This is a genomic window from Dietzia sp. NPDC055340 (genome assembly GCF_053645335.1).
Genome location: NZ_JBSHML010000013.1, coordinates 46,937 through 65,836, shown reverse-complemented (window position 1 = coordinate 65,836; position 18,900 = coordinate 46,937). Strand labels below are relative to the sequence as shown.

Sequence of the window (18,900 nt, the reverse complement as noted above, 5' to 3'; positions counted from 1 at the left end):
CGGGCGGCCGGAGAAACCGGCCCTGTGACTCAGGCGTTCGAGGTGGCGTCGAGGGTCGTGAAGAAGCGGCGCGCCCACGCGTGGACGTCGTTGCCCAGGACCTGACGCCGTAGCGACCGCATGCGGCGGCGGCGCTCCTCGCGCGGGTCGTCGATCGCGGACATGATGGCGTCCTTGACGCCGTCCAGATCGTGCGGATTGCACAGGTATGCCTGGCGAAGCTCATTGGCGGCGCCGGCGAACTCGCTGAGGACGAGCGCGCCCTCGCCGTCGGTGCACGCGGCCACGTACTCCTTGGCCACGAGGTTCATGCCGTCGCGCACGGGCGTGACCAGCATGACGTCGGCTGCGGCGTAGAACGCGGTGAGCTCCGACTTGGGCACGGGCCGGTGGATGTAGGTGACGACCGGCTGCCCGATCTCGCCGTACATGCCGTTGATGCGGCCGACCGACTCCTCGATCCGCGACCGCATGATCTGGTACTGCTCGACGCGCTCACGGCTCGGCGTGGCCAGCTGCAGCAAAGTCACCTCGGACGGGTCGAGGCGCTCCTCCTCGATCAGCTCCTCGAGCGCGCGCAGCCGCACGTCGATGCCCTTGGTGTAGTCGAGTCGGTCTACGCCCAGCAGGAGCACGCGTGGGGAGCCCACCTCCTGGCGGAGCCGGTCGGCGCGGACCAGGGTCTCGCGGCCGCGGGCACTGCGGTCGACCGCCGCCGAGTCGATGGAGATGGGGAACGCGCCGACCCGCACCATGCGGTCGTCGACCCGGATCTCGGCGGCCTTGGTCTTACTGGAGGTCAGGCGCACCGACGGGTGTCCGCGCAGTTTGTTGGCGAGGATGCGGAAGTTGTCGGCCCCGCCGGGCAGGTGGAAGCCCACCAGGTCGGCGCCGAGCATGCCCTCGACCAGCTCCGCGCGCCACGGCAGTTGCATGAACAGCTCGACGGGCGGGAACGGGATGTGGAGGAAGAACCCGATGGTCAGATCGGGTCGCAGCTCGCGCAGGAGTCGCGGGACGAGCAGGAGTTGGTAGTCCTGGACCCACACGGTGGCGCCGGGGGCCGCCGCGGCGGCGGTGGCCTCGGCGAAGCGGGTGTTGACGTCGCGGTAGGCGTTCCACCATTCGCGGTGGTACTCGGGCGGAACCACGACGTCGTGGAACAGCGGCCACAGGGTGGCGTTGGAGAAACCCTCGTAGTACTGCGAGATGTCCTCGGCGGACAGCTGGACCGAGTGGAGCCGGATGCCGTCGGAGTCGAACGGCTCCGGCGCGGCGTCGGGGACACCGGGCCACCCCACCCAGGCACCGTGGTTGGCCCTGAGGATGGACTCCAGTGCGGTCACGAGACCGCCGGGGCTGGCCTTCCAGTGTTCGGTGCCGTCGGCGTCGCGGACGAGGTCCACGGGGAGCCTGTTGGCGACGACGACGAAGTCGGCTCCCGCATCACCTGGGGTCATGCCGGAATCGCGTGTCACTCGTCTGCTCCCTGTCCGGTCACCGTCGGGTACTGCGCTCGCTGAGCTGCTGCCGCTTACTCGGCGACAGCAGGCTCGGGCGTCTCGGGCCCGATGCCGAGCATGTCGAGGAGCATGCGGCACTCCTCGGCGTCTTTGGAGTAGGAGGCCACGACGAGGCGGGCCTGGTCCGCGGTCTCGTCTGCGACCGGCTCCAGGTCGTCGATCTCGGTCTCTTTGCTGTCGGCGGCGGCTGCCATCGATGTCCTCCTGTGGTCGGGGTCGGACCGCCGGCGCCCGGCGTGGGGCGCGGAAGTCCTCCTGCCGATCCTACGTCACTGGTCGGCGGCTGCCGACCGGCGGAGATTGCGGGCCATCCACTCGCCGAACACGATGCCGGCGGCCAGTGCCAGCGCGATCGCCAGCGCCGTGAACATGAGGCCGAGACCGACACCGGTCTGGTCGCTCGTCAGAGCCGACAGGCCGCGGTAGACGGAGAGGCCGGGCAGGAACGGGGTGATGCCGGCGATGGTCACCACCAGCGGCGGGACGGTCGCGATACGGGCGAGGATGCCGCCGACCAGGCCCATCGCGCATGCGGCGAGGGCGGAGCCCACCACGATGTCGAACCCGGCGCCCAGAACCGCCTGGTAGATCGACATCCCCAGGGCGCCGACGCTCGCGGCGAGAAGGGTCGCCCGCACGGTGGCGTAGCTGGCCACCGCGAATCCGGCCGCGCCGACACCCGCCGCGAGGATCGCCACGTGTACCGCGGCGTCGCCCTGGATCGCGGGGTCGATCGGGGGAGGGGAGAAGCCGAGGCGGCCGAAGAGCGCGAGCGCGATGGTGATGCCGCCCAGGACGCCGCCGGTGAGGATCAGCGTCTCGACCCCGCGGCCGGCCGAGGTGACGGGGAAGCCCGTGATGGCGTCCTCGATCGAGCCGACGAGTGTCAGTCCGGCGAGGAGGACGATGATTCCCGCGGCGACGAGTTGGGATGGTCTGACCTCGATGAACGCGCCCGCGACGAGGACGAAGGCGGCCAGTGCCCACGCGGTGGCGATGAAACCGCCCACGACCTGCTGGAAGAAGGTCGGCAGTCGCATCCCGTCGAGGAAGCGGTTGGCGTACATCAGGGCGAACGTCGACACCATCGACAACAGGCCTGCCAGCGGGGTGCCACCGAGCTGGATGACGACCGCGCATCCCAGCATCGCCCAGCCCAGCACGGCCACCCGGAACGAGTGCGGGTGTGGGGACTCGATGATCTTCTCGACCTCGGCCGTGGCCTGGTCCACGGTGAGCTGACGGCGCACGATGAGGTCGATCAGCCGGGCGACGCGTGTCACGCGGGTCATGTCGACCGTGCGGTAGTTGACCACCCGGATGACCGACAGCGGAGGGCGACCGCGCCGACGGTTCACGCCGATCGTCAACGATGTGAACGTCACCTCGACCGTCGCGCCGGGAAGACCGAACGCCGCGGCCACGGACTCGGCCTGCGCGACAGTGTCGGCCGCGCCTTCACCGGAGGACAGCAGGATGCCACCGATCTCCAGGGCGAGGTTGAGTACGTCGGTGACGGCGCCGTCGTCGTCGAGATCCACCGGCGCCATGGGCGACAGCGGCGGCTCCGCCGCAAGATCCATCGCGGACTTGCGGACACCCAGCCACGCCAGTGGGCGGGTGAACCGGGAAAGGGCGTCGCGGGTCTCCACGTAGGGACACGGTAGTCGGGAGCGGCGGCGGTGGTCAGGTTAGGATGATCCCTGATCGCCGAGTACGCGACGGGTTCGCACCCGCCGGGCTTCCCGCCCGGGGATCCGGGCGTCCGTCGCGTGGTCGTAGGTCGTGCTGGAGTGGCGCAATTGGTAGCGCACCCGACTTGTAATCGGGCGGTTGCGAGTTCAAGTCTCGTCTCCAGCTCTCGTGCCGGTGGCCGTACCGGCGGCAGGGGACAGGAGCTCCCATGAAGCGCGCACTGGTGGCCGGCGCCGCGGTCATACTCGGGGTCATGGTCCCACTCTCCGGATGCGCTTCGTTCGACCCGCCGAAGGGGCCGTCTCCCGTCGGCATCTGGGGAGAGCCTGACGGCCCCCATCTGGACCTCGGCGAGGACGGCCGGCTGTCCGGCTCCGACGGCTGCAACCGCCTCATGGGCACCTGGGAGGCCGAGGGCCAGACTGTCGAGTTCGTGGGGGTGGCCACCACGATGATGGCGTGCCTCGACGTCGACGACTGGCTCAGCCGCCTGCACACCGGCACGGTGGACGGCGACGAGATGACGATCTTCAACATCGACGGCGGGGAGATCGGGCTGCTCGCCCGGCAGTAGGTCAGTCCGAGGCGAGCCTGCCGATCGCGGCCCATGCGCCCTCGATGCGGCCCCGCGCCGCGCGCAGTGCCTCCTCGGCCCCGGCGAGGTCGCCGAGCGCGGCCGCAAGCGACTCGTCCGTCGACCACGAGGAGCCGGAATCGACGCGCAACTCAGCTGGGTCCCAGGTTTCGCTCGCGGCGCGGATGAGTGCGAGATCGTCGGCGAGAACCGCTATTGTTCTGGCGATTTCGCCCATCTGTGGGTAGAGGTCCTGAGGTCGGGAGGTCATCGTGGAGGTACCTCGGAGGTCGGCGGGTAGGATGCTCTCATCAATGCTCGAATCGAGTACTGCTGACGTGTGACGAGCATCGACCATATCCAGGGAGCGGGGCCCGAGATGGACCAGTCGGCCACTGATATCGCGACAGCCTGGATGAGGGCCGTCGTCTCGGGTGACGCGGACACGGCGATCGCGTTGTCGTCGTCGTCCATCGTCTACACCACGGGGCAGGTACGTCACTACTCCGGTCACCAGGGGATCCACGACATCGTCTCGGATTTCGACCGGCTGTCCGGGATCCTCGAGGTCGCCGTCGAGGGCGAGATCCTGGAGTCCGACGGGGTGGTCGCCCTGCGTCGGATCGAGCGGTACCTGCTGCCCAGCGGCGGGATCGAGATCCGCGGATGCTCGTTCGTGGAGGTCGAGGACGGCCTCGTCACGCGGTGGTCGGACTACAAGAGCATGGAGTCCATCGACTCGGTCGCCGGGTAGTGGACGAAGGAGCGAGGGATGAGTGACCGACAGATGTCCGAACGCGGCCCCGCCGACGTGGCGCGCGCGCTCGTCGACGCCGCGTTCTCGGGGAACTACGAGGCGGCCGCCGCATGCTGCACGCCCGACCTGGAGTTGCGGATCGAGGGGATCCAGACCGTGCACGGGCACGAGGGGCTGCGGCACGTCATGGAATTCAACGGCGAGGTCTCGACCGACGTCAGGGTGACGATCCACCACGTCCTGGCGGCGGGGGACACCGCGGCGCTCAACCGGACCACCCATCTGACCATCGGCGGCCGGGCCCTCGCGCTCGAGGTGGGCGCGTTCTTCGAGTTTCGCGACGGTCTGGTGTGCCGGTGGGTCGACTACCAGGACATGAGAATCGTCACCGACGCGCTCGGGCACTGAGGGCTCAGGGCTCAGGCCTCGGGGACGAACTCGCCGTAGCCCAGCTCGCGCAGTGACCGGCGGAGGGTCTCGGCGGCGGCGTCGGACTCCTCGGCCGGGGCGTCGGGATCGGCCAGCGACAGGTCGAAACCGGACATGTCGTTCGCGGGGAAGACGTGGATGTGCGTGTGTGGCACCTCGAAACCGGCGATGAGGTAGCCCGCGCGGGACGCACCGAACCCGCTCAGCACGGCCTTGCCCACGGCCTGCGCGACCTCGTTGAGCCGCGTCAGCAACGCGGGCTCGAGGTCGGTCCAGCGGTCCACCTCGGCCCGCGGAACGACGAGGGTGTGCCCGGGCGCGACCGGCGCGATGGTCAGGAAGGCGACCACCTCCGGGTCCTGCCAGACGAACCGGCCCGGTAGCTCACCGGCGATGATCTTGCTGAATACCGTCGACATGACTCTCAGCCTACGGACCCGTGCCCGCGCTTCCGGCGGGCTCGTGGCAACAAGTGGTCTAATGGGTTTTATATGGCCCCGCTCACGGGCGGAGGCCGCATGTCACAGCGAAGAGAAGGAGCGTCGCAATGATCGAGGCTCAAGTTCCCACAGCGGCGGACGCCGCGAAGGCGGCTCCAGTGAACGAGGGTGGCAAGAAGAAGTCCTACCACCACGGGGACCTGCGCAACGCCATCATCCTCGAGGCCACGGCCCGGGCCCGCGAATCCGGTGAGAAGGCGATCGTGCTGCGCGAGATCGCCCCCCGGATCGGTGTCTCGGCAACGGCCGCGTACCGGCATTTCGCCAACCGGCAGCAGTTGGTCGAAGAGGTCTCGGGGAGAGGCTTCGACGCGATGCGTGACCGTATCGCCGCGATCGAGCCGACGACGGCGACGACCGATCCCGTGCTGGCCGCCTACATCGACCTGCGCAACGCCGCGATCGCGGTCGTCGGTTTCGCCGTCGACGAGCCCGCCTGGGCGAGGATGATGCTCGAGACCCTCGGCGTCTCGTCCGTCGTCGCCGAGTCGGGCATGTCGGTGCGCGAGGTCATGCAGGACATCGTCGATCGCGGTATCGACGAGGGCGCCTTCATGCCCGGACTGCGTCTCGACGGCCAGCGGGCCATGTGGGCGGCGATCGACGGGCTGAGCGCGCAGGCGATGTTCGGGGTCCACCCCATGGACACCGAGAGCGCCGGCCAGGCGATCGCCCGCACCCTCGACCTGTGCCTGACGGACCTGCTCACCGAGCGGGCCATCCAGGCCCGGGCCGCGGTCGACCTGCCTCCCGGGATCATCACCGACGCGCGGGTCTGAGCCCGTCCCGGTCCCGGATCGCGGGGCGAACCGGCCGGGCCCGGGCTGGGCGTCGAGGTCGCGGCGCTACTGTAGGCGCTGTGCGCATTCTCGTGATCGGATCCGGTGCCCGTGAGCACGCCCTTCTCGTCGCCCTCGCGGCCGACCCGGTGGTGACGGAGCTCCATGTCGCGCCGGGGAACCCCGGCATGGCGCAGGCGACCAGTCATGACGTCTTGGTGACGGACCCCGCGGCGGTCACCGCGCTGGCCCGCCGGGTCGGCGCCGAGCTCGTCGTCGTCGGACCCGAGGTCCCCCTCGTCGCCGGCGTCGCGGACGCGCTACGCGCCGCCTCCATCCCCGTCTTCGGACCGTCCGCCGACGCGGCGCGCATCGAGGGCTCCAAGGCGTTCGCCAAGGACGTCATGGCCGCCGCCGGCGTGCGCACCGCACGCGCCGAGATCGTCGACTCGCCCGCGGACCTCGACGAGGCCCTCGACCGCTTCGGACCCACCTGGGTGGTCAAGGACGACGGCCTGGCCGCAGGCAAGGGCGTCGTGGTGACCGGGGACCGCGCCGCCGCCCACGCCCACGCGCTGGCCTGCCTCGACGACGGCCACCCGGTCCTGCTCGAGTCCTTCCTCGACGGCCCCGAGGTCTCCCTGTTCTGCCTCGTCGACGGCGAGACGGTCGTCCCGCTGCTGCCCGCCCAGGACCACAAGCGCGTCGGCGAGGGCGACCGCGGCCCCAACACCGGCGGCATGGGCGCCTACACCCCGCTGCCGTGGCTGCCGGACGGCATGGTCGAACGGATCGTCAGCGAGGTGTGCGAGCCCGTCGCCCGCGAGATGGTGGCACGCGGATGTGGCTTCTCCGGGCTGCTCTACGCCGGGCTCGCGATCACCTCCAACGGGCCCGAGGTCGTGGAGTTCAACTGCCGCTTCGGCGACCCCGAGACCCAGGCCGTCCTCGCGCTGCTCGAATCGCCTCTCGGGCAGACCCTGCACGCCGTGGCCACCGGCACGCTCGCCGAGCAGCCGCCGCTGGTGTGGCGCGACGGCGCCGCGGTGACCGTGGTGCTGGCCGCCGAGAACTACCCGGGCGTGCCGCGTCGCGGTGACCTCATCGAGGGCGCCGAGCAGCCGGGCGTGCTGCACGCCGGCACCGCCCGCGACGCCGACGGCCACCTGGTCTCCGCCGGCGGGCGCGTGCTGTCGGTGGTCGGCACCGGCGCCGACCTGGCTGCCGCCCGCGCCGAGGCGTACCGGATCCTCGACGGGGTCGGGCTGGCCGGAGGCCACTTCCGGCGTGACATCGGCCAGGCCGCCGAAGAGGGACGCATCAGCATCCCCGGCTGATCTCGGCTCGTCCCGGGCGTCTCCTGACTGCCTCCCGGCCCGCCCCGACTCGCCCGCCGGGAGGCGGGTTCACTGAATCCTTATTTCCACGCGCCGCCGGGATTTCACAATGTGGTCACACCAGTCCACTATGTGGAGCCCGGCGGCGATCGCTGATCGGTCATCAACGCTATGTGGCCACGGTGATCACGGGTGGACGGTTCGTGTTCAGGTTCGTGCCCCCGTGGCGACACTTCGATGTTCCGCCCGCTCCCTACGGTTCGACTTCGCAAGAAGCACTTCACTTTTCCTGAAGGAGAACCGATGTATCTGCAAGCGAACCGTGCAGGCGCCGCGCGCCTCGCCGGGGTTCGAATCGCGGTGGCCGGGGTGTCGGCCGTCGCCGCGGTCGGGCTGTCCGTCACGCCCGCCATGGCCCAGGACGGCGGGAGCCTGCCCCTCGGATCGGTGAGCGGGGCCGACGGGTCGAGCGGATCGCTCACCGGCTCGCTCGGCGACCTTCTCCCCGGCGGACCCGGCGGGCCCGGCAACGACGGCCTCTACGCCGGAGGCATCCAGGTGGTCGACGGCGAGGCCGAGAATCCGGAGATCCTCACAGGTCAGGTGTTCGACGACGCCAACAAGAACTCGCGGATTGACGGTGGGGAAGCCGGCATTCCGGGGGTCAGCGTCTCCAACGGCCTCGACGTGGTCCAGACCGATGCCGAGGGCCGCTACGAGCTGCCGGTCCGCGGCGACTTCACCGCGTTCGTGACCCAGCCGGCCGGCTGGCAGGTGCCGGTCGACGAGCAGAACTTCGCCCAGTTCAGCTACAACCACTACCCGGAGGGCTCGCCGGAGCTGGAGTTCGGCGGCCTCGAGCCGACCGGAGATCTTCCGAAGGCCGTGAACTTCCCGATGGCGGCCTCCGGGGCCACCGCGGCTGCCGAGCAGTCCTGCGCGATCGCCTCGGATACCCAGGCCTACGACATGGAGGAGATGGAGTACGCGCGCGCCGGCGCGATCGCCGACCTCATGGCCCGCGACGACTACGCGGGTTGCGGCCTCCTGCTCCTGGGCGACAACGTGGGCGACGACCTCGCGCTGAACCCTGCGCTCAAGGACTCTTACGCCGCGGCCAACGGCCCGGTGCGCGCCATCCCGGGTAATCACGACATGGACTTCGATGCTGCGGGCCCGGAGAACTCCGTCGACACCTACCGGCGCGACTTCGGCGCCCCGTACTACTCCTACGACGTGGGCCAGACGCACTTCGTGGGCCTGTTCAACGTCATCTACAACGGCACGTCGGCCGATGGCGGCAACGGCGGATACGCCGAGGCGATCACCGACGAGCAGCTCGAATGGCTCCGCAACGATCTGGCCACCGTGGACGAGAACACACCGATCGTGGTGGCCGCGCACGCCCCCATCGTCAGCTACACGGGGGTCGTCACCGACAACGCCAGCGAGCTCTACGAGATCCTGGCCGACTACCCGAACGCCGTGACCGTCGGCGGCCACACCCACACGCTCGAGAATCACATCGCGGGCGATCAGCGCGCGGAGTGGGCGGACGCGGGGATCCCCGAGCTGACCCACGACCAGGTCGTGGCCGGCGCGGTGTCGGGTTCCTGGTACTCGGGTGAGCTCAACGACGACGGCGTGCCCTACTCCTACACCTCGGACGCCGCCGAGCCGGGCGTACTGACCTTCGAGTTCGACGGCACCGAGCGGTCCGAGTACTACACCGTCCGGGGCGAGCCGCAGGACAAGCAGTTCCTCACCGGGGTCAACAGCCCCACCTGGCGCGCGTGGGCCGAGGAGGCGCAGCAGTGGCAGGACGACGACAAGGCGGGCGAGGGCCCCGGCCCGATCGCGACCGACACCGTGTCGCTGGAGGACGTCCGCTCGGGCGAGGCCTGGATCTCGACCAGCTTCTTCGCCGGCTCCACCGCTGCCGACGTGAGCTTCTCACTGGACGGCGGCGAGGCGACCGAGGGCACGCACACGCAGCCGGCGACTGGTGAGGCGCTCAACAAGGGGTGGGAGTTCACCGACCCGGTCTCGGCCACGCACAACCTGTCGAGCAGCGGAGCGATGGCGCAGGCGAGCCCGCACGTGTGGCGGTTCGACCTGCCGTCCGATCTCGAGGCGGGCGAACACACCGTCGAGATCAGCGGGACCGACCGGTACGGCGTGACCTACACGGACACGCTCACCTTCACCGTCGATGCGGCTGCCGCCGAGTAGCCGGCGCTGAACCACCGGCGCCGAATCGCCGGCGCGTGGTAGGCCCGGCCGGCCGAAGGGTACGCGGGTGGCGCTCAGCGGGAGTAGAGCGCCATCCGCGGAACCTGCGCCACCATCCACGGGCTGAACGCGAAGGGCGTGGCGTCGACGGCGGCGCGCACATCCTCGGGGCGAGCCCAGTGGTGGGCGCACACCTCGCCGGGGTGCGGGTTCAGGTCAGCGCGGATGCGGGCGGTGAACACCGGGCAGATCTCGTTCTCGACCACACCGGAGTCGTCGACGGCGCGGTAGCGGAAATCGGGGATCGCGGGCTCGATCGAGTCGACCCGCGTGCCCAGTTCCTGCTCCGCCCGGCGCACGATCGCCTCGGCCGGGTCCTCGCCGGGCCCGGGGTGGCCGCAGAACGAGTTGGTCCAGATCCCCGGCCAGGTCAACTTCCCCAGTGCGCGTCGGGTCAGCAGGACCCGCCCGTCGTCGTCGACCAGATGGCACGAGAAGGCCAGGTGCAGGGGGGTGGCGTCGGTGTGGATGACCGCCTTGTCGGCGGAGCCGACGGGGGTGCCGTCCTCGTCGAGCAGAACGACGTACTCGGCGGGGGCGGGGGAGTCAGAGTGCGGGGGCATGCGGCCCACCATAGGCGCAGGGCGGGGCGCGCAGCCGACCGCGCGTCCCGCCCCGGGGTGCCGGGCTCAGTTCGTCATGCCCGGTCCGTCATGCCCGATCCGTCATGCCCGGTCCGTCATTCCACGCGCGATCACCAGGCGCTGGATCTGGTTGGTGCCCTCGAAGATCTGGGTGATCTTGGCCTCGCGCATGTAGCGCTCCGCCGGGAACTCGCGGGTGTAGCCGACGCCGCCGAGCACCTGGACGGCATCGGTGGTGACCTTCATGGCCGCGTCGGTGGCGGTGAGCTTGGCGATCGACGCCTCGCGCGAGTACGGGCGACCGGCGTCCTTGCGGCGCGCGGCATCCAGGTAGGTGGAGCGGGCGGAGCCGACTGCGGCGGCCATGTCGGCGAGCAGGAAGCCCAGGCCCTGGTGGCCGATGATGGTCTTGCCGAACGCCTCGCGCTCGTTGGCGTAGGCCACGGCGTCGTCGAGGGCCCGCTGGGCGATGCCGGTCGCGACCGCGGCGATCCCGAGGCGACCCGAGTCCAGGGCCGAGAACGCGATCCGCAGGCCGTCGCCCTCGGCGCCGATCAGCCGGCCGGCGTCGACCCGGGCGCCCTCGTAGGACGCGGTGGTGGTGGGCACGCCGTTGAGGCCCATCTTGTCCTCGGGCTTGCCGAAGTGCAGGTTCTCGGTGTCACGCGGCACGAGCAGGCAGGAGATGCCGCGCGAGCCCTCGCCGGTGCGCAGGAAGGTGTTGTAGACGTCGGCGATCCCGCCGTGGGTGATCCACGACTTGGTGCCGGTGACCACGTAGTCGGCGCCCGGGCCATCGCCCTCCCGGACAGCCCGGCAGCGCAGCGCCGCCGCGTCGGACCCGGCCTGCGGCTCGGACAGCGAGTACGCGCCGATCTGCTCACCGGCGAGCAACCCGGGCAGCCACTCGGCCTTCTGCTCGTCGGAACCGGCGGTGGCCAGCGGGAAGCAGGACAGCCCGTGCACGCTGGTGGCCACGGCGACGGCGGCCCAGCGCGCGCCGAGCTCCTCGAGCACCTGCAGGTAGACCTCGTACGGCTGGTCGCCGCCGCCGAATTCCTCGGGGTAGGGCAGGCCGAGCAGCCCGACCTCGCCGAGCTGCGCGAACAGCCCCTCCGGGTAGGTGTGGTTCCGCTCGTGCTCTGCGGCGATCGGCTCGAGCAGCTTGTCCGCTACGTCGCGGGTCATCTCGAGCAGCTCGTAGGCCTCGTCGGTGGGGAGCAGTCGGTCGACGGCCATGGGGTCCTCCGGGGGCGTTCGGTAGTCGTGCGGGCACAAACAGCGTGCATGCGAAAACAGATAGATGTTCCATTAGAGTGCACCGCCAGACTGCACCGGCGTCGCCGCGGCGGGCCAGCCCCGAAACCGGGGGTGCCCGTCGGTGGGTGGTGGTGGCGCAGTATCCGGCCACTCGACCAGAATCGGTGGGTATGATCCAGAACACCGCGTCCACGCCCCTGTCGCCGGAGCAACTGCTGGCGATCTACGACGTCCCCGGCGCCAGTGCCGCGGAGTTCCTCTGCGACCGGCATGACCCGGAGGCCGTGGCCTTCACGGTCATCGACGCCGATCTCTCCGGTCGCGACATCACGTACGGCGAACTGCGCACCGAGAGTGAGAAGGTCGCCGCCGCGCTGGCCGACCTCGGGGTGTCCGAGGGCGACCGGGTGGCCACGCTGATGTCCAAGTCGGCGGACCTGGTGTTCACGCTCGTGGGCATCTGGCGCCTGGGCGCCGTCCACATGCCGCTGTTCACCGCGTTCGCGTGGCCCGCGATCGAGATGCGTATCAACGGCGGCGACGCAAAGGTGATCATCTCCGACGCCGACCAGCGCGGGAAGATCGAGAAGGCGGGCGTCCCGGTGGTCGTGGCCGGGCTCGCGGACTGCCCCGAGGCCCGCGAGGGCGACCTGGACCTGGCGACCATCATCGCCGCCCAGGAGCCCGGCCGCCCCGCCGCGGTCACCGGCCCGGACGCCGGCATGGTCATGCTCTTCACCTCCGGCACTACAGGCACCCCGAAGGGCGTCGTGGTGCCTGTCCGCGCGCTGGCCGCATTCCACCAGTACATCGAGACCGGTCTGGACGTGCGTGCCGACGACGTCTTCTGGAACGGCGCCGACCCGGGCTGGGCGTACGGCCTGTACTACGGGATCCTCGGCCCGATGGCCGTCGGCCGGCGCAGCCTCCTGCTGCACGCGCGCTACTCGCCGGAGTTGGCGTTCGCGGTGCTGCAGTTCTTCCACGTCACCAACTTCGCCGCCGCGCCGACCGTCTACCGGACGATGCGCGCCAAGGCCGACATCGCCCCCGCGGACGTGAAGCTGCGCCGCGCCTCGGCCGCGGGCGAGCCGCTCACCCCCGAGGTGATCGACTGGTCGATCGAGCAGTTCGGCGTGGAGGTCCGCGACCAGTACGGGCAGACCGAGCACGGCATGTTCATCATCAACCCGTGGCACGACTCGCTGCGGGAGGACGTCCGCCCCGGCTCGATGGGTGTGCCGTTGCCGGGGTGGACCTGCGCAGTCCTCGCCGCCGACGCCGACGTGCCCGCCCCGGCGGGCGAGCTCGGCCGCGTGGCGATCGACGTGCCCGCGAGCCCGCTCATGTGGTTCACGGGCTACCACGAGGCGCCCGAGAAGACCGCCGAGCGGTTCAGCAAGGACGGGCGCTGGTACTACACCGGTGACGCAGCCAAGCTCGACGACGACGGGCACTTCTACTTTTCCAGCCGCGACGACGACGTGATCATCATGTCCGGCTACCGCATCGGCCCCTTCGATGTGGAGTCGGTCCTGGCCAAGCACCCGGACGTCCTCGAGTCGGCGATCATCGGCGTGCCCGACGACCTCGCGGGCGAGGTCCTGGAGGCGTACGTCGTGCTACGTGACGGGGTGGAGGGCGACGACGACAAGGCCGCCGAGCTCCAGAAGTGGGTCAAGACCGAGTTCGCGGCGCACGCGTTCCCCCGCAGGATCCACTTCGCACGCGAGCTGCCCAAGACCCCCTCGGGCAAGATCCAGCGCTTCCTGCTCCGCAAGGAGCGTTCGGGCCAGAACTGAGCAGCGCGCTACTCGCCGGGCGTCATTTTTCGCAGTGACGGCGACAGAACGTCGGTGGCGGCCAGCATGCCCCGGCGGTCGTCCTGTAGGTGTGGTCCGAATGTGGGCCCGGCCTGCAGACCGCTACCGTAGAGCCGCCCTGCACCGGGTATGACGGTGAGGCGGACAAGGGAGACGAGATGGCCGAACACGACGACGGGAACGACGATCGCAAGATCGTGTTGGCCCCGCACCTACAGGGACTGGAGCCGGACCCCGACCGGGGTGCCGAGATCGACCAGCGGTCGCCGGGCGAGCTCGACGAGGCGGTGCCCCGCAGCGAGTTCATCCGCTCGGTCGTCGGGGTGGTCGCGGGCGTGGCGGCAGCTCTGTTGGTCTACTTCGTCCTGCCGGGCGACCTCGAGCACAACGCGCGGCTCACCGCCGCCGTCGCCGTCCTGTTGGGGATCTGGTGGATGACCGAGTGTCTGCCCATCCCGGCGACCGCGCTCGTGCCCCTCGTCGCGTTCCCTGTGTTCGGCACCGACATCACGGTGGACGACGTCGGCGCCGAGTACGGGAACAACATCATCTTCCTGTTCATGGGCGGGTTCCTCATCGCCATCGCGATGCAGCGGTGGAACCTGCACAGACGAATCGCGTTGCTCACCGTGCGCGCGATGGGGACCCGGTCCACGAGGGTGGTGGCCGGGTTCATGATCGCCACCGGCTTCCTCAGCATGTGGGTGTCCAACACGGCGACCGCGGTGATGATGCTGCCGATCGGTGTCTCCGTGCTCATGCTGGCCTCCGAACTCGGACGGGAGGCCACGGCGGATGACGGCTCCGGGGCGTCCATGGACGAGGCCGCCAAGACCGTCATCCGGTCCAACTTCGGCACCTCGCTCATGCTGGGCATCGCCTACGCGGCCTCCGTCGGGTCGCTGGCGACCATCATCGGTACCCCGCCCAACACCCTGCTGGCCGGTTACCTGGAGACCGAGTTCGACATCGTCCTGGGCTTCGGACGGTGGATGCTGGTGGGCCTGCCGCTCGCCGTGGTCATGCTGGTGTTCACGTGGTTCCTCCTCACCAAGGTGCTGTTCAAGCCCGAGCTCGAGGAGATCCCGGGCGGCCGCGAGCTGTTCGACGACGAGCTCCGCAAGCTCGGCACGACCTCGTCCGGGGAGAAGCGCGTCCTCGTGGTGTTCGTCGCGGCGGCCGTCGCCTGGGTGGCGGTCCCGCTGGTGTGGGAGACCCCGCCCGTCACGGACGCGGGAATCGCGCTGATCGCCGGCCTGCTGCTGTTCCTGCTGCCCGCCGGAACGGCGCGCGGGGTTCGGCTGCTCACCTGGAACGCGGCCCTGGAGCTGCCATGGGGCGTGCTGTTGTTGTTCGGCGGCGGCCTCGCGCTGTCCGCGCAGTTCTCCGCATCCGGCCTCACCGTATGGATCGGCGAGCAGGCCGCGGCGCTGGGAGCGCTGCCGATCGTCCTCCTGGTCCTCGTCGCGGCCGGCGGGGTCCTGATTCTCACCGAGCTCACCAGCAACACCGCTACTGCCGCGACGTTCCTGCCGGTGGCCGGTGGCGTCGCCATCGGCCTGGGTGTCGACCCGATGCTGCTGGCCGTGCCTGTCGCCCTCGCCGCGAGCTGTGCGTTCATGCTTCCCGTGGCCACTCCGCCCAACGCGATCGCCTACGGATCGGGGTACGTGACGATCGGGCAGATGATCCGGGGCGGGATCTGGCTCAACCTGTTCGGGCTGGTGGCCATCACCCTGGTCACCATGACGCTGTTGGTGTGGGTGTTCGGGTTGACTGTGTAGCCACCGCCTCGAACGCGGACGCTAACGTCTGTGTCATGTCCGCCTTCCGCGAGCCCTCCCGCCGCTCGGCCGTCGAGCCGTTCCACGTCATGAGCGTCCTGGCCGCCGCGGCCCGCCGGCAGGAGACCCACGGCGATGTGATCTCCCTCTGTGCCGGGCAGCCGTCGACACCGGCACCCGGCCCGGTGCTGGCGGCCGCGCATCACGCCCTCGACACGGAGATCCTCGGGTACACGGAGGCGCTCGGGATCCGCCCCCTCCGCGAGGCGATCGCGACGTATCACCGGCGACGGGACGGCGTGGACGTGACCGTCGACGACGTCGTCGTCACCACCGGGTCCTCCGGCGGCTTCACCGTGCTCTTCCTCGCCGCGTTCGATGCTGGCGACACCGTGGTGATGGCGCGTCCCGGCTATCCCGCCTACCGCAACACCCTCCAGGCGTTGGGGTGCCACGTGCGCGAGATCGCGTGCGGGCCCGAGACCCGCTACCAACCGACGGTCGCGCAGCTCGAGGCAGTCACGGCCGACCTCGGCCACGCACCGGCGGGACTGATCGTGGCCAGCCCCGCCAACCCCACCGGCACGATCATCGACTCGGGCGCGCTCGCCGACCTCACCCGCTGGTGTTCGGCGAACGGGACCCTGCTCGTCAGCGACGAGATCTATCACGGGGTCACGTACGGCCGGGAGTGCGCGAGCGCGTGGCAGACCAGCCGCGACGCTGTGGTGATGGGGTCGGTGTCCAAGTACTTCTCGATGACCGGGTGGCGGATCGGTTGGATGCTGCTACCCGAGTACCTGCGCGATCCCGTGGACCGGCTGACCGGCAACCTCACCATCTGTCCGCCCGCCGACGCACAGTTCGCGGCCGTCGCGGCGTTCACGGAGGCCTCGGCCGCCGAACTCGACGGGCATGTCGAGCGCTACGCCCGCAACCGTGAGCTGGTGCTGCGGCGGCTGGGGGAGTTGGGAGTCGAGGAGGTGGCCCCACCGGACGGCGCGTTCTACGCCTACTTCGACGTGTCGCGCTGGACGGACGACTCCGTCGCCTGGTGCGCCGACGTCCTCGACCGGACCGGGGTCGCGCTCACACCCGGCGTCGACTTCGACACCGTCGATGGCCGGCACACCGTCCGGTTGAGCTTCGCGGGCAGCACCGACGAGATCGCCGAGGCCATGGTCCGCCTCGAGGCTGTGTTGGTGGATTAGTTCTCAAGGCGTAGCTCACCCCACAGGTTGCCGCGGCGGGCTACCTTCACCCCATGGGTTCCGCAGAGATCATCACCATCGGCGTCTACATCCTTCGGCCGTGGCTACTGCTGCAGGCACCGCTGCCGGTCGAGGAGGTCTACCTCAACGCCTCGCAGATCTTCAACGGGTCCACCGGTGGGTCCATGGTCTCCTGATCGATCGGCTGGCCCCGCCGAACCTCGGTCTGCCTGGTTGCCGCCCACCCTGCGTCGGTTAGAAGGGTGGTGGGTCGGTGAGGTTGTCGATGATGGTTTTGAGTTGGTTTTCCAGGGCGCTGTTGCCGGGTGGGTGGTAGCGGTGGTGGTTTCGGTTCCACCAGCGGCTGTGGCGGTGTGCTGGTAGGTCGATGATGGTCCGGGGTGTGATTGCCACGGTGATGGGCTGGAATGTGGCTCCGGCTTTGGCGAGTGCTGTGGCGCGGGCGGTGTTGCGGGCCTGGTGTCTGGCTTGGGTGGCGGCGTCCTGGCTCGCTGCTTGGCGGTTGGTGGCGTTGTGGCTGCGTTGTGTGTCGCGGTGGGTGTGTTTGCGGGCGTCGCGTCGGGCCCAGGAGGTTTTGGTGGCACGCCCGGTCGGGCTGGCGCCGCCGGTGGCGGCCGCGCGTCCGGGGTCGGGGTTGCGGCGTTGTTGCTTCTCCCACGCGGCGGTTTCGACCCGTGCCTGCTCGCGCCGATAGTCGGCCAGGGGCCCGTCGGGGTGGGTGACCATGGTGTGGCCTTGGTCGGTGGTGATGAGCAGGGTGCCGTCGGGGTCGAGTTGGTAGTGCCAGTCGTTGAAGGTTTTGAACCGGTGATGCCGGCGGCACAGGCAGGCCATGTTCGATTCGACTGTCTGTCCACCTTGGGTGGGGTCGGCGTGGTTGAACGGCACGACATGGTCCAGATCACAGGCGTCGGCCGGGACGGTGCATCCGGGGTGGCGGCAGGTGCCATCCCGCAGCCGGATCCGGTGCGCCAGGGCTGCGGAGGGCCGGTACCGCAGCGCAGCGTCTCGGTCGTCCGCGGCGCCGGGGGTGGGGTCGATGTGGTGCAGGCTGGCGCCGTCGCTGCAGGCGAGCAGGTCCAGCAGGGACTGCAGGGCGGCTTCGCCGGTGCGGGCGAACTCCACCCGGGTGTGGTCTGCCCAGCGGTTGGCGTTCGCGCCGGTGGGGGCGGTGACGGTGATTTTGGGCCGCAGCATCACCCCACCGGCAGCCGGTCCGTCCGGTGTGCCCGAGCCCGACGTGTCCGGCGTGCCGGAGCTGGTGCGGGTGTCGGTGCCGGCCGGGGTGGTGGTGTCGGCGGGTGTGGTGGTGTCGCCGCAGATCAGGGACATCAGGGCATCGGCGCGGCGTTGGGCCAGGCTGTAGGGCGCATCCGCAGCCCCGGGGCTGGTGTCGGTGTCGGTGTCGGCGCCGGTGTCGGGTCCGCTAGCGGTGGAGGGGCCGGTGGCGGGCTCGCTGGCAGTGGCTGCGGTGTCTTCTTCGGTGGCGCGGTCGGCGGCGATTTTCTGTTCGAGTGCTTCGGCCAGGACGGCGGCCTCGTCGGCGTGCAGGAGGGCGTGGAGGGTGGACATGCCGTCGCGGCCGGGGCTGATGCTGGCGCCGCGGTCGCGGCCGGCGTCTTTTTTGCGGGCCCGGACCGCGTTCGGATCGCGTGTGGAGATGATCTCGTCGGCCCGGTTGCGGATGGCTTTCATGCCGGGGCGTCTGCCGGCTTCGATGGCGGCCAGGTAGTCATCGACCACGTCCTGTTGGATCTGGTGCAGCAGTGCGGGGTCGACGAATTCCATCTGCCCGGCCAGGGCTTTGGCTGTGGCCTCCTCTAGTCGTCCCTGGGTCATCGCGGTGAGGATCGCCGGGTAGCGAAGGTGCAGGTCGGCGGCGAAGGAGATCATCGTCCCGGCTTTGTAGGTGGAGATCGCCAGCACCCGCACCAGGTGGGTGATCGCGACATCGGCGGCATCGAGGATCGAGTATCCGGGCCGGGGATCGTCGGGGTCGGTACCGCAGCCCGGGTAGTCCAGGCATGCGGTCATCAACTGGTGCGCTGCCGACAGTCGGTGCGCCGCCGCACGGTTCTCGGCCTCCCACCCCGCACGCGCAGCATCGGCGGCAACCGAGATCGCCGCCGCAGCGGCAGATGCGGCCGGACCGGTGGGCGAAGTCGGCGGGCCCGCCTTGTCGTCGTCATCCCTCTCCATCAGCCCCCACCTCCATCCCATCCCGCTTCGCACCTACGTCGAATGTGTGTTCTACAGTATCGGGTACGGCGGTATGTCGCAAGGGTGTTCGAGCAATTACATTGGACAAGTCCGCCCGGTCGGCGGAGTGGC

Annotated in this window: 18 protein-coding genes and 1 tRNA gene; 11 read left to right on the top strand and 8 right to left on the bottom strand. The window is 70.1% G+C overall.

Annotated features, from left to right (window positions below; all coding sequences use genetic code 11):
• Positions 1-29: 29 nt before the first annotated feature.
• The 3 genes from ACWIFB_RS11240 to ACWIFB_RS11230 all read right to left on the bottom strand — a co-directional run bounded on the left by ACWIFB_RS11240 (position 30) and on the right by ACWIFB_RS11230 (position 3,175).
• Positions 30-1,478 carry an alpha,alpha-trehalose-phosphate synthase (UDP-forming) gene (locus ACWIFB_RS11240; protein WP_454058284.1) on the bottom strand — a complete coding sequence of 483 codons (1,449 nt, stop codon included), beginning with the start codon at positions 1,476-1,478 and terminating at the stop codon, positions 30-32.
• Between the two features lie 56 nt (positions 1,479-1,534).
• Complete coding sequence (locus tag ACWIFB_RS11235) at positions 1,535-1,717, bottom strand: hypothetical protein (protein ID WP_452099530.1); 183 nt, start codon at positions 1,715-1,717, stop codon at positions 1,535-1,537.
• 75 nt (positions 1,718-1,792) lie between these two features.
• Positions 1,793-3,175, bottom strand: a complete 1,383-nt coding sequence (locus tag ACWIFB_RS11230; protein WP_452099529.1) for a threonine/serine ThrE exporter family protein — start codon at positions 3,173-3,175, stop codon at positions 1,793-1,795.
• 135 nt (positions 3,176-3,310) lie between these two features.
• Between ACWIFB_RS11230 and ACWIFB_RS11225 the strand changes: the two genes are divergently transcribed.
• Together ACWIFB_RS11225 and ACWIFB_RS11220 are read left to right on the top strand one after the other, a co-directional pair.
• Positions 3,311-3,383 (top strand) — tRNA-Thr (locus ACWIFB_RS11225).
• A gap of 43 nt (positions 3,384-3,426) precedes the next feature.
• Positions 3,427-3,792, top strand: coding sequence for an META domain-containing protein (locus ACWIFB_RS11220; protein WP_454058283.1), 366 nt, complete (start codon positions 3,427-3,429; stop codon positions 3,790-3,792).
• 1 nt (position 3,793) lies between these two features.
• Here the strand turns inward: ACWIFB_RS11220 and ACWIFB_RS11215 are convergent, their stop codons facing one another.
• Entirely contained in the window at positions 3,794-4,063 is a 270-nt protein-coding gene (locus ACWIFB_RS11215; protein ID WP_452099527.1) for a hypothetical protein, read from the bottom strand.
• 69 nt (positions 4,064-4,132) lie between these two features.
• Between ACWIFB_RS11215 and ACWIFB_RS11210 the strand changes: the two genes are divergently transcribed.
• Both ACWIFB_RS11210 and ACWIFB_RS11205 read left to right on the top strand, forming a co-directional pair.
• A complete protein-coding gene (locus ACWIFB_RS11210; RefSeq protein WP_452099526.1) occupies positions 4,133-4,546 on the top strand; it encodes a nuclear transport factor 2 family protein in 414 nt (137 codons plus the stop codon).
• Positions 4,547-4,564: 18 nt separating this feature from the next.
• Positions 4,565-4,957, top strand: coding sequence for a nuclear transport factor 2 family protein (locus ACWIFB_RS11205; RefSeq protein ID WP_452099525.1), 393 nt, complete (start codon positions 4,565-4,567; stop codon positions 4,955-4,957).
• An 11-nt stretch (positions 4,958-4,968) separates the two neighbouring features.
• Here ACWIFB_RS11205 and ACWIFB_RS11200 read toward each other — a convergent pair whose 3' ends face one another.
• On the bottom strand, positions 4,969-5,397 hold the full coding sequence (locus ACWIFB_RS11200) for an HIT family protein (RefSeq protein ID WP_452099524.1): 429 nt from the start codon (positions 5,395-5,397) through the stop codon (positions 4,969-4,971).
• A 128-nt stretch (positions 5,398-5,525) separates the two neighbouring features.
• Between ACWIFB_RS11200 and ACWIFB_RS11195 the strand changes: the two genes are divergently transcribed.
• From ACWIFB_RS11195 to ACWIFB_RS11185, 3 genes are all read left to right on the top strand, one after another.
• Entirely contained in the window at positions 5,526-6,257 is a 732-nt protein-coding gene (locus tag ACWIFB_RS11195) for a TetR/AcrR family transcriptional regulator (RefSeq protein WP_454058282.1), read from the top strand.
• An 80-nt stretch (positions 6,258-6,337) separates the two neighbouring features.
• On the top strand, positions 6,338-7,594 hold the full coding sequence (purD, locus tag ACWIFB_RS11190; protein ID WP_454058281.1) for a phosphoribosylamine--glycine ligase: 1,257 nt from the start codon (positions 6,338-6,340) through the stop codon (positions 7,592-7,594).
• Positions 7,595-7,897: 303 nt separating this feature from the next.
• Positions 7,898-9,826, top strand: a complete 1,929-nt coding sequence (locus ACWIFB_RS11185; RefSeq protein ID WP_454058280.1) for a calcineurin-like phosphoesterase C-terminal domain-containing protein — start codon at positions 7,898-7,900, stop codon at positions 9,824-9,826.
• A 74-nt stretch (positions 9,827-9,900) separates the two neighbouring features.
• On the opposite strand, the gene idi is transcribed toward ACWIFB_RS11185, so the two are convergent.
• Positions 9,901-10,449, bottom strand: coding sequence for an isopentenyl-diphosphate Delta-isomerase (idi, locus tag ACWIFB_RS11180; RefSeq protein WP_454058279.1), 549 nt, complete (start codon positions 10,447-10,449; stop codon positions 9,901-9,903).
• Between the two features lie 102 nt (positions 10,450-10,551).
• Entirely contained in the window at positions 10,552-11,709 is a 1,158-nt protein-coding gene (locus ACWIFB_RS11175; protein WP_454058278.1) for an acyl-CoA dehydrogenase family protein, read from the bottom strand.
• Positions 11,710-11,900: 191 nt separating this feature from the next.
• Between ACWIFB_RS11175 and ACWIFB_RS11170 the strand changes: the two genes are divergently transcribed.
• The 4 genes from ACWIFB_RS11170 (at position 11,901) to ACWIFB_RS11155 (ending at position 16,745) form a co-directional block, all read left to right on the top strand.
• The gene (locus ACWIFB_RS11170; protein WP_454058277.1) at positions 11,901-13,532 is read left to right on the top strand and encodes an AMP-binding protein; all 1,632 of its coding nucleotides are present in this window, start codon (positions 11,901-11,903) and stop codon (positions 13,530-13,532) included.
• A 179-nt stretch (positions 13,533-13,711) separates the two neighbouring features.
• Positions 13,712-15,337 carry an SLC13 family permease gene (locus ACWIFB_RS11165; RefSeq protein WP_454058276.1) on the top strand — a complete coding sequence of 542 codons (1,626 nt, stop codon included), beginning with the start codon at positions 13,712-13,714 and terminating at the stop codon, positions 15,335-15,337.
• A gap of 35 nt (positions 15,338-15,372) precedes the next feature.
• A complete protein-coding gene (locus tag ACWIFB_RS11160; RefSeq protein ID WP_454058275.1) occupies positions 15,373-16,548 on the top strand; it encodes an aminotransferase class I/II-fold pyridoxal phosphate-dependent enzyme in 1,176 nt (391 codons plus the stop codon).
• A 53-nt stretch (positions 16,549-16,601) separates the two neighbouring features.
• Positions 16,602-16,745 carry a hypothetical protein gene (locus ACWIFB_RS11155; protein WP_230930956.1) on the top strand — a complete coding sequence of 48 codons (144 nt, stop codon included), beginning with the start codon at positions 16,602-16,604 and terminating at the stop codon, positions 16,743-16,745.
• Positions 16,746-16,803: 58 nt separating this feature from the next.
• Here the strand turns inward: ACWIFB_RS11155 and ACWIFB_RS11150 are convergent, their stop codons facing one another.
• Complete coding sequence (locus ACWIFB_RS11150) at positions 16,804-18,768, bottom strand: DUF222 domain-containing protein (protein WP_454058274.1); 1,965 nt, start codon at positions 18,766-18,768, stop codon at positions 16,804-16,806.
• Positions 18,769-18,900 lie beyond the last annotated feature (132 nt).

What these genes read in the sequence shown, in the direction of transcription:
- ACWIFB_RS11205 (WP_452099525.1), top strand. Translation starts at nt 4,565, where the DNA reads ATGAGTGACCGACAGATGTCCGAACGCGGCCCCGCCGACGTGGCGCGC.
- ACWIFB_RS11150 (WP_454058274.1), bottom strand. Translation starts at nt 18,768, where the DNA reads ATGGAGAGGGATGACGACGACAAGGCGGGCCCGCCGACTTCGCCCACC.
- ACWIFB_RS11220 (WP_454058283.1), top strand. Translation starts at nt 3,427, where the DNA reads ATGAAGCGCGCACTGGTGGCCGGCGCCGCGGTCATACTCGGGGTCATG.
- ACWIFB_RS11215 (WP_452099527.1), bottom strand. Translation starts at nt 4,063, where the DNA reads ATGACCTCCCGACCTCAGGACCTCTACCCACAGATGGGCGAAATCGCC.
- ACWIFB_RS11195 (WP_454058282.1), top strand. Translation starts at nt 5,526, where the DNA reads ATGATCGAGGCTCAAGTTCCCACAGCGGCGGACGCCGCGAAGGCGGCT.
- ACWIFB_RS11165 (WP_454058276.1), top strand. Translation starts at nt 13,712, where the DNA reads ATGGCCGAACACGACGACGGGAACGACGATCGCAAGATCGTGTTGGCC.
- ACWIFB_RS11170 (WP_454058277.1), top strand. Translation starts at nt 11,901, where the DNA reads ATGATCCAGAACACCGCGTCCACGCCCCTGTCGCCGGAGCAACTGCTG.
- ACWIFB_RS11200 (WP_452099524.1), bottom strand. Translation starts at nt 5,397, where the DNA reads ATGTCGACGGTATTCAGCAAGATCATCGCCGGTGAGCTACCGGGCCGG.
- ACWIFB_RS11185 (WP_454058280.1), top strand. Translation starts at nt 7,898, where the DNA reads ATGTATCTGCAAGCGAACCGTGCAGGCGCCGCGCGCCTCGCCGGGGTT.
- ACWIFB_RS11235 (WP_452099530.1), bottom strand. Translation starts at nt 1,717, where the DNA reads ATGGCAGCCGCCGCCGACAGCAAAGAGACCGAGATCGACGACCTGGAG.
- ACWIFB_RS11160 (WP_454058275.1), top strand. Translation starts at nt 15,373, where the DNA reads ATGTCCGCCTTCCGCGAGCCCTCCCGCCGCTCGGCCGTCGAGCCGTTC.
- idi (WP_454058279.1), bottom strand. Translation starts at nt 10,449, where the DNA reads ATGCCCCCGCACTCTGACTCCCCCGCCCCCGCCGAGTACGTCGTTCTG.
- ACWIFB_RS11175 (WP_454058278.1), bottom strand. Translation starts at nt 11,709, where the DNA reads ATGGCCGTCGACCGACTGCTCCCCACCGACGAGGCCTACGAGCTGCTC.
- ACWIFB_RS11155 (WP_230930956.1), top strand. Translation starts at nt 16,602, where the DNA reads ATGGGTTCCGCAGAGATCATCACCATCGGCGTCTACATCCTTCGGCCG.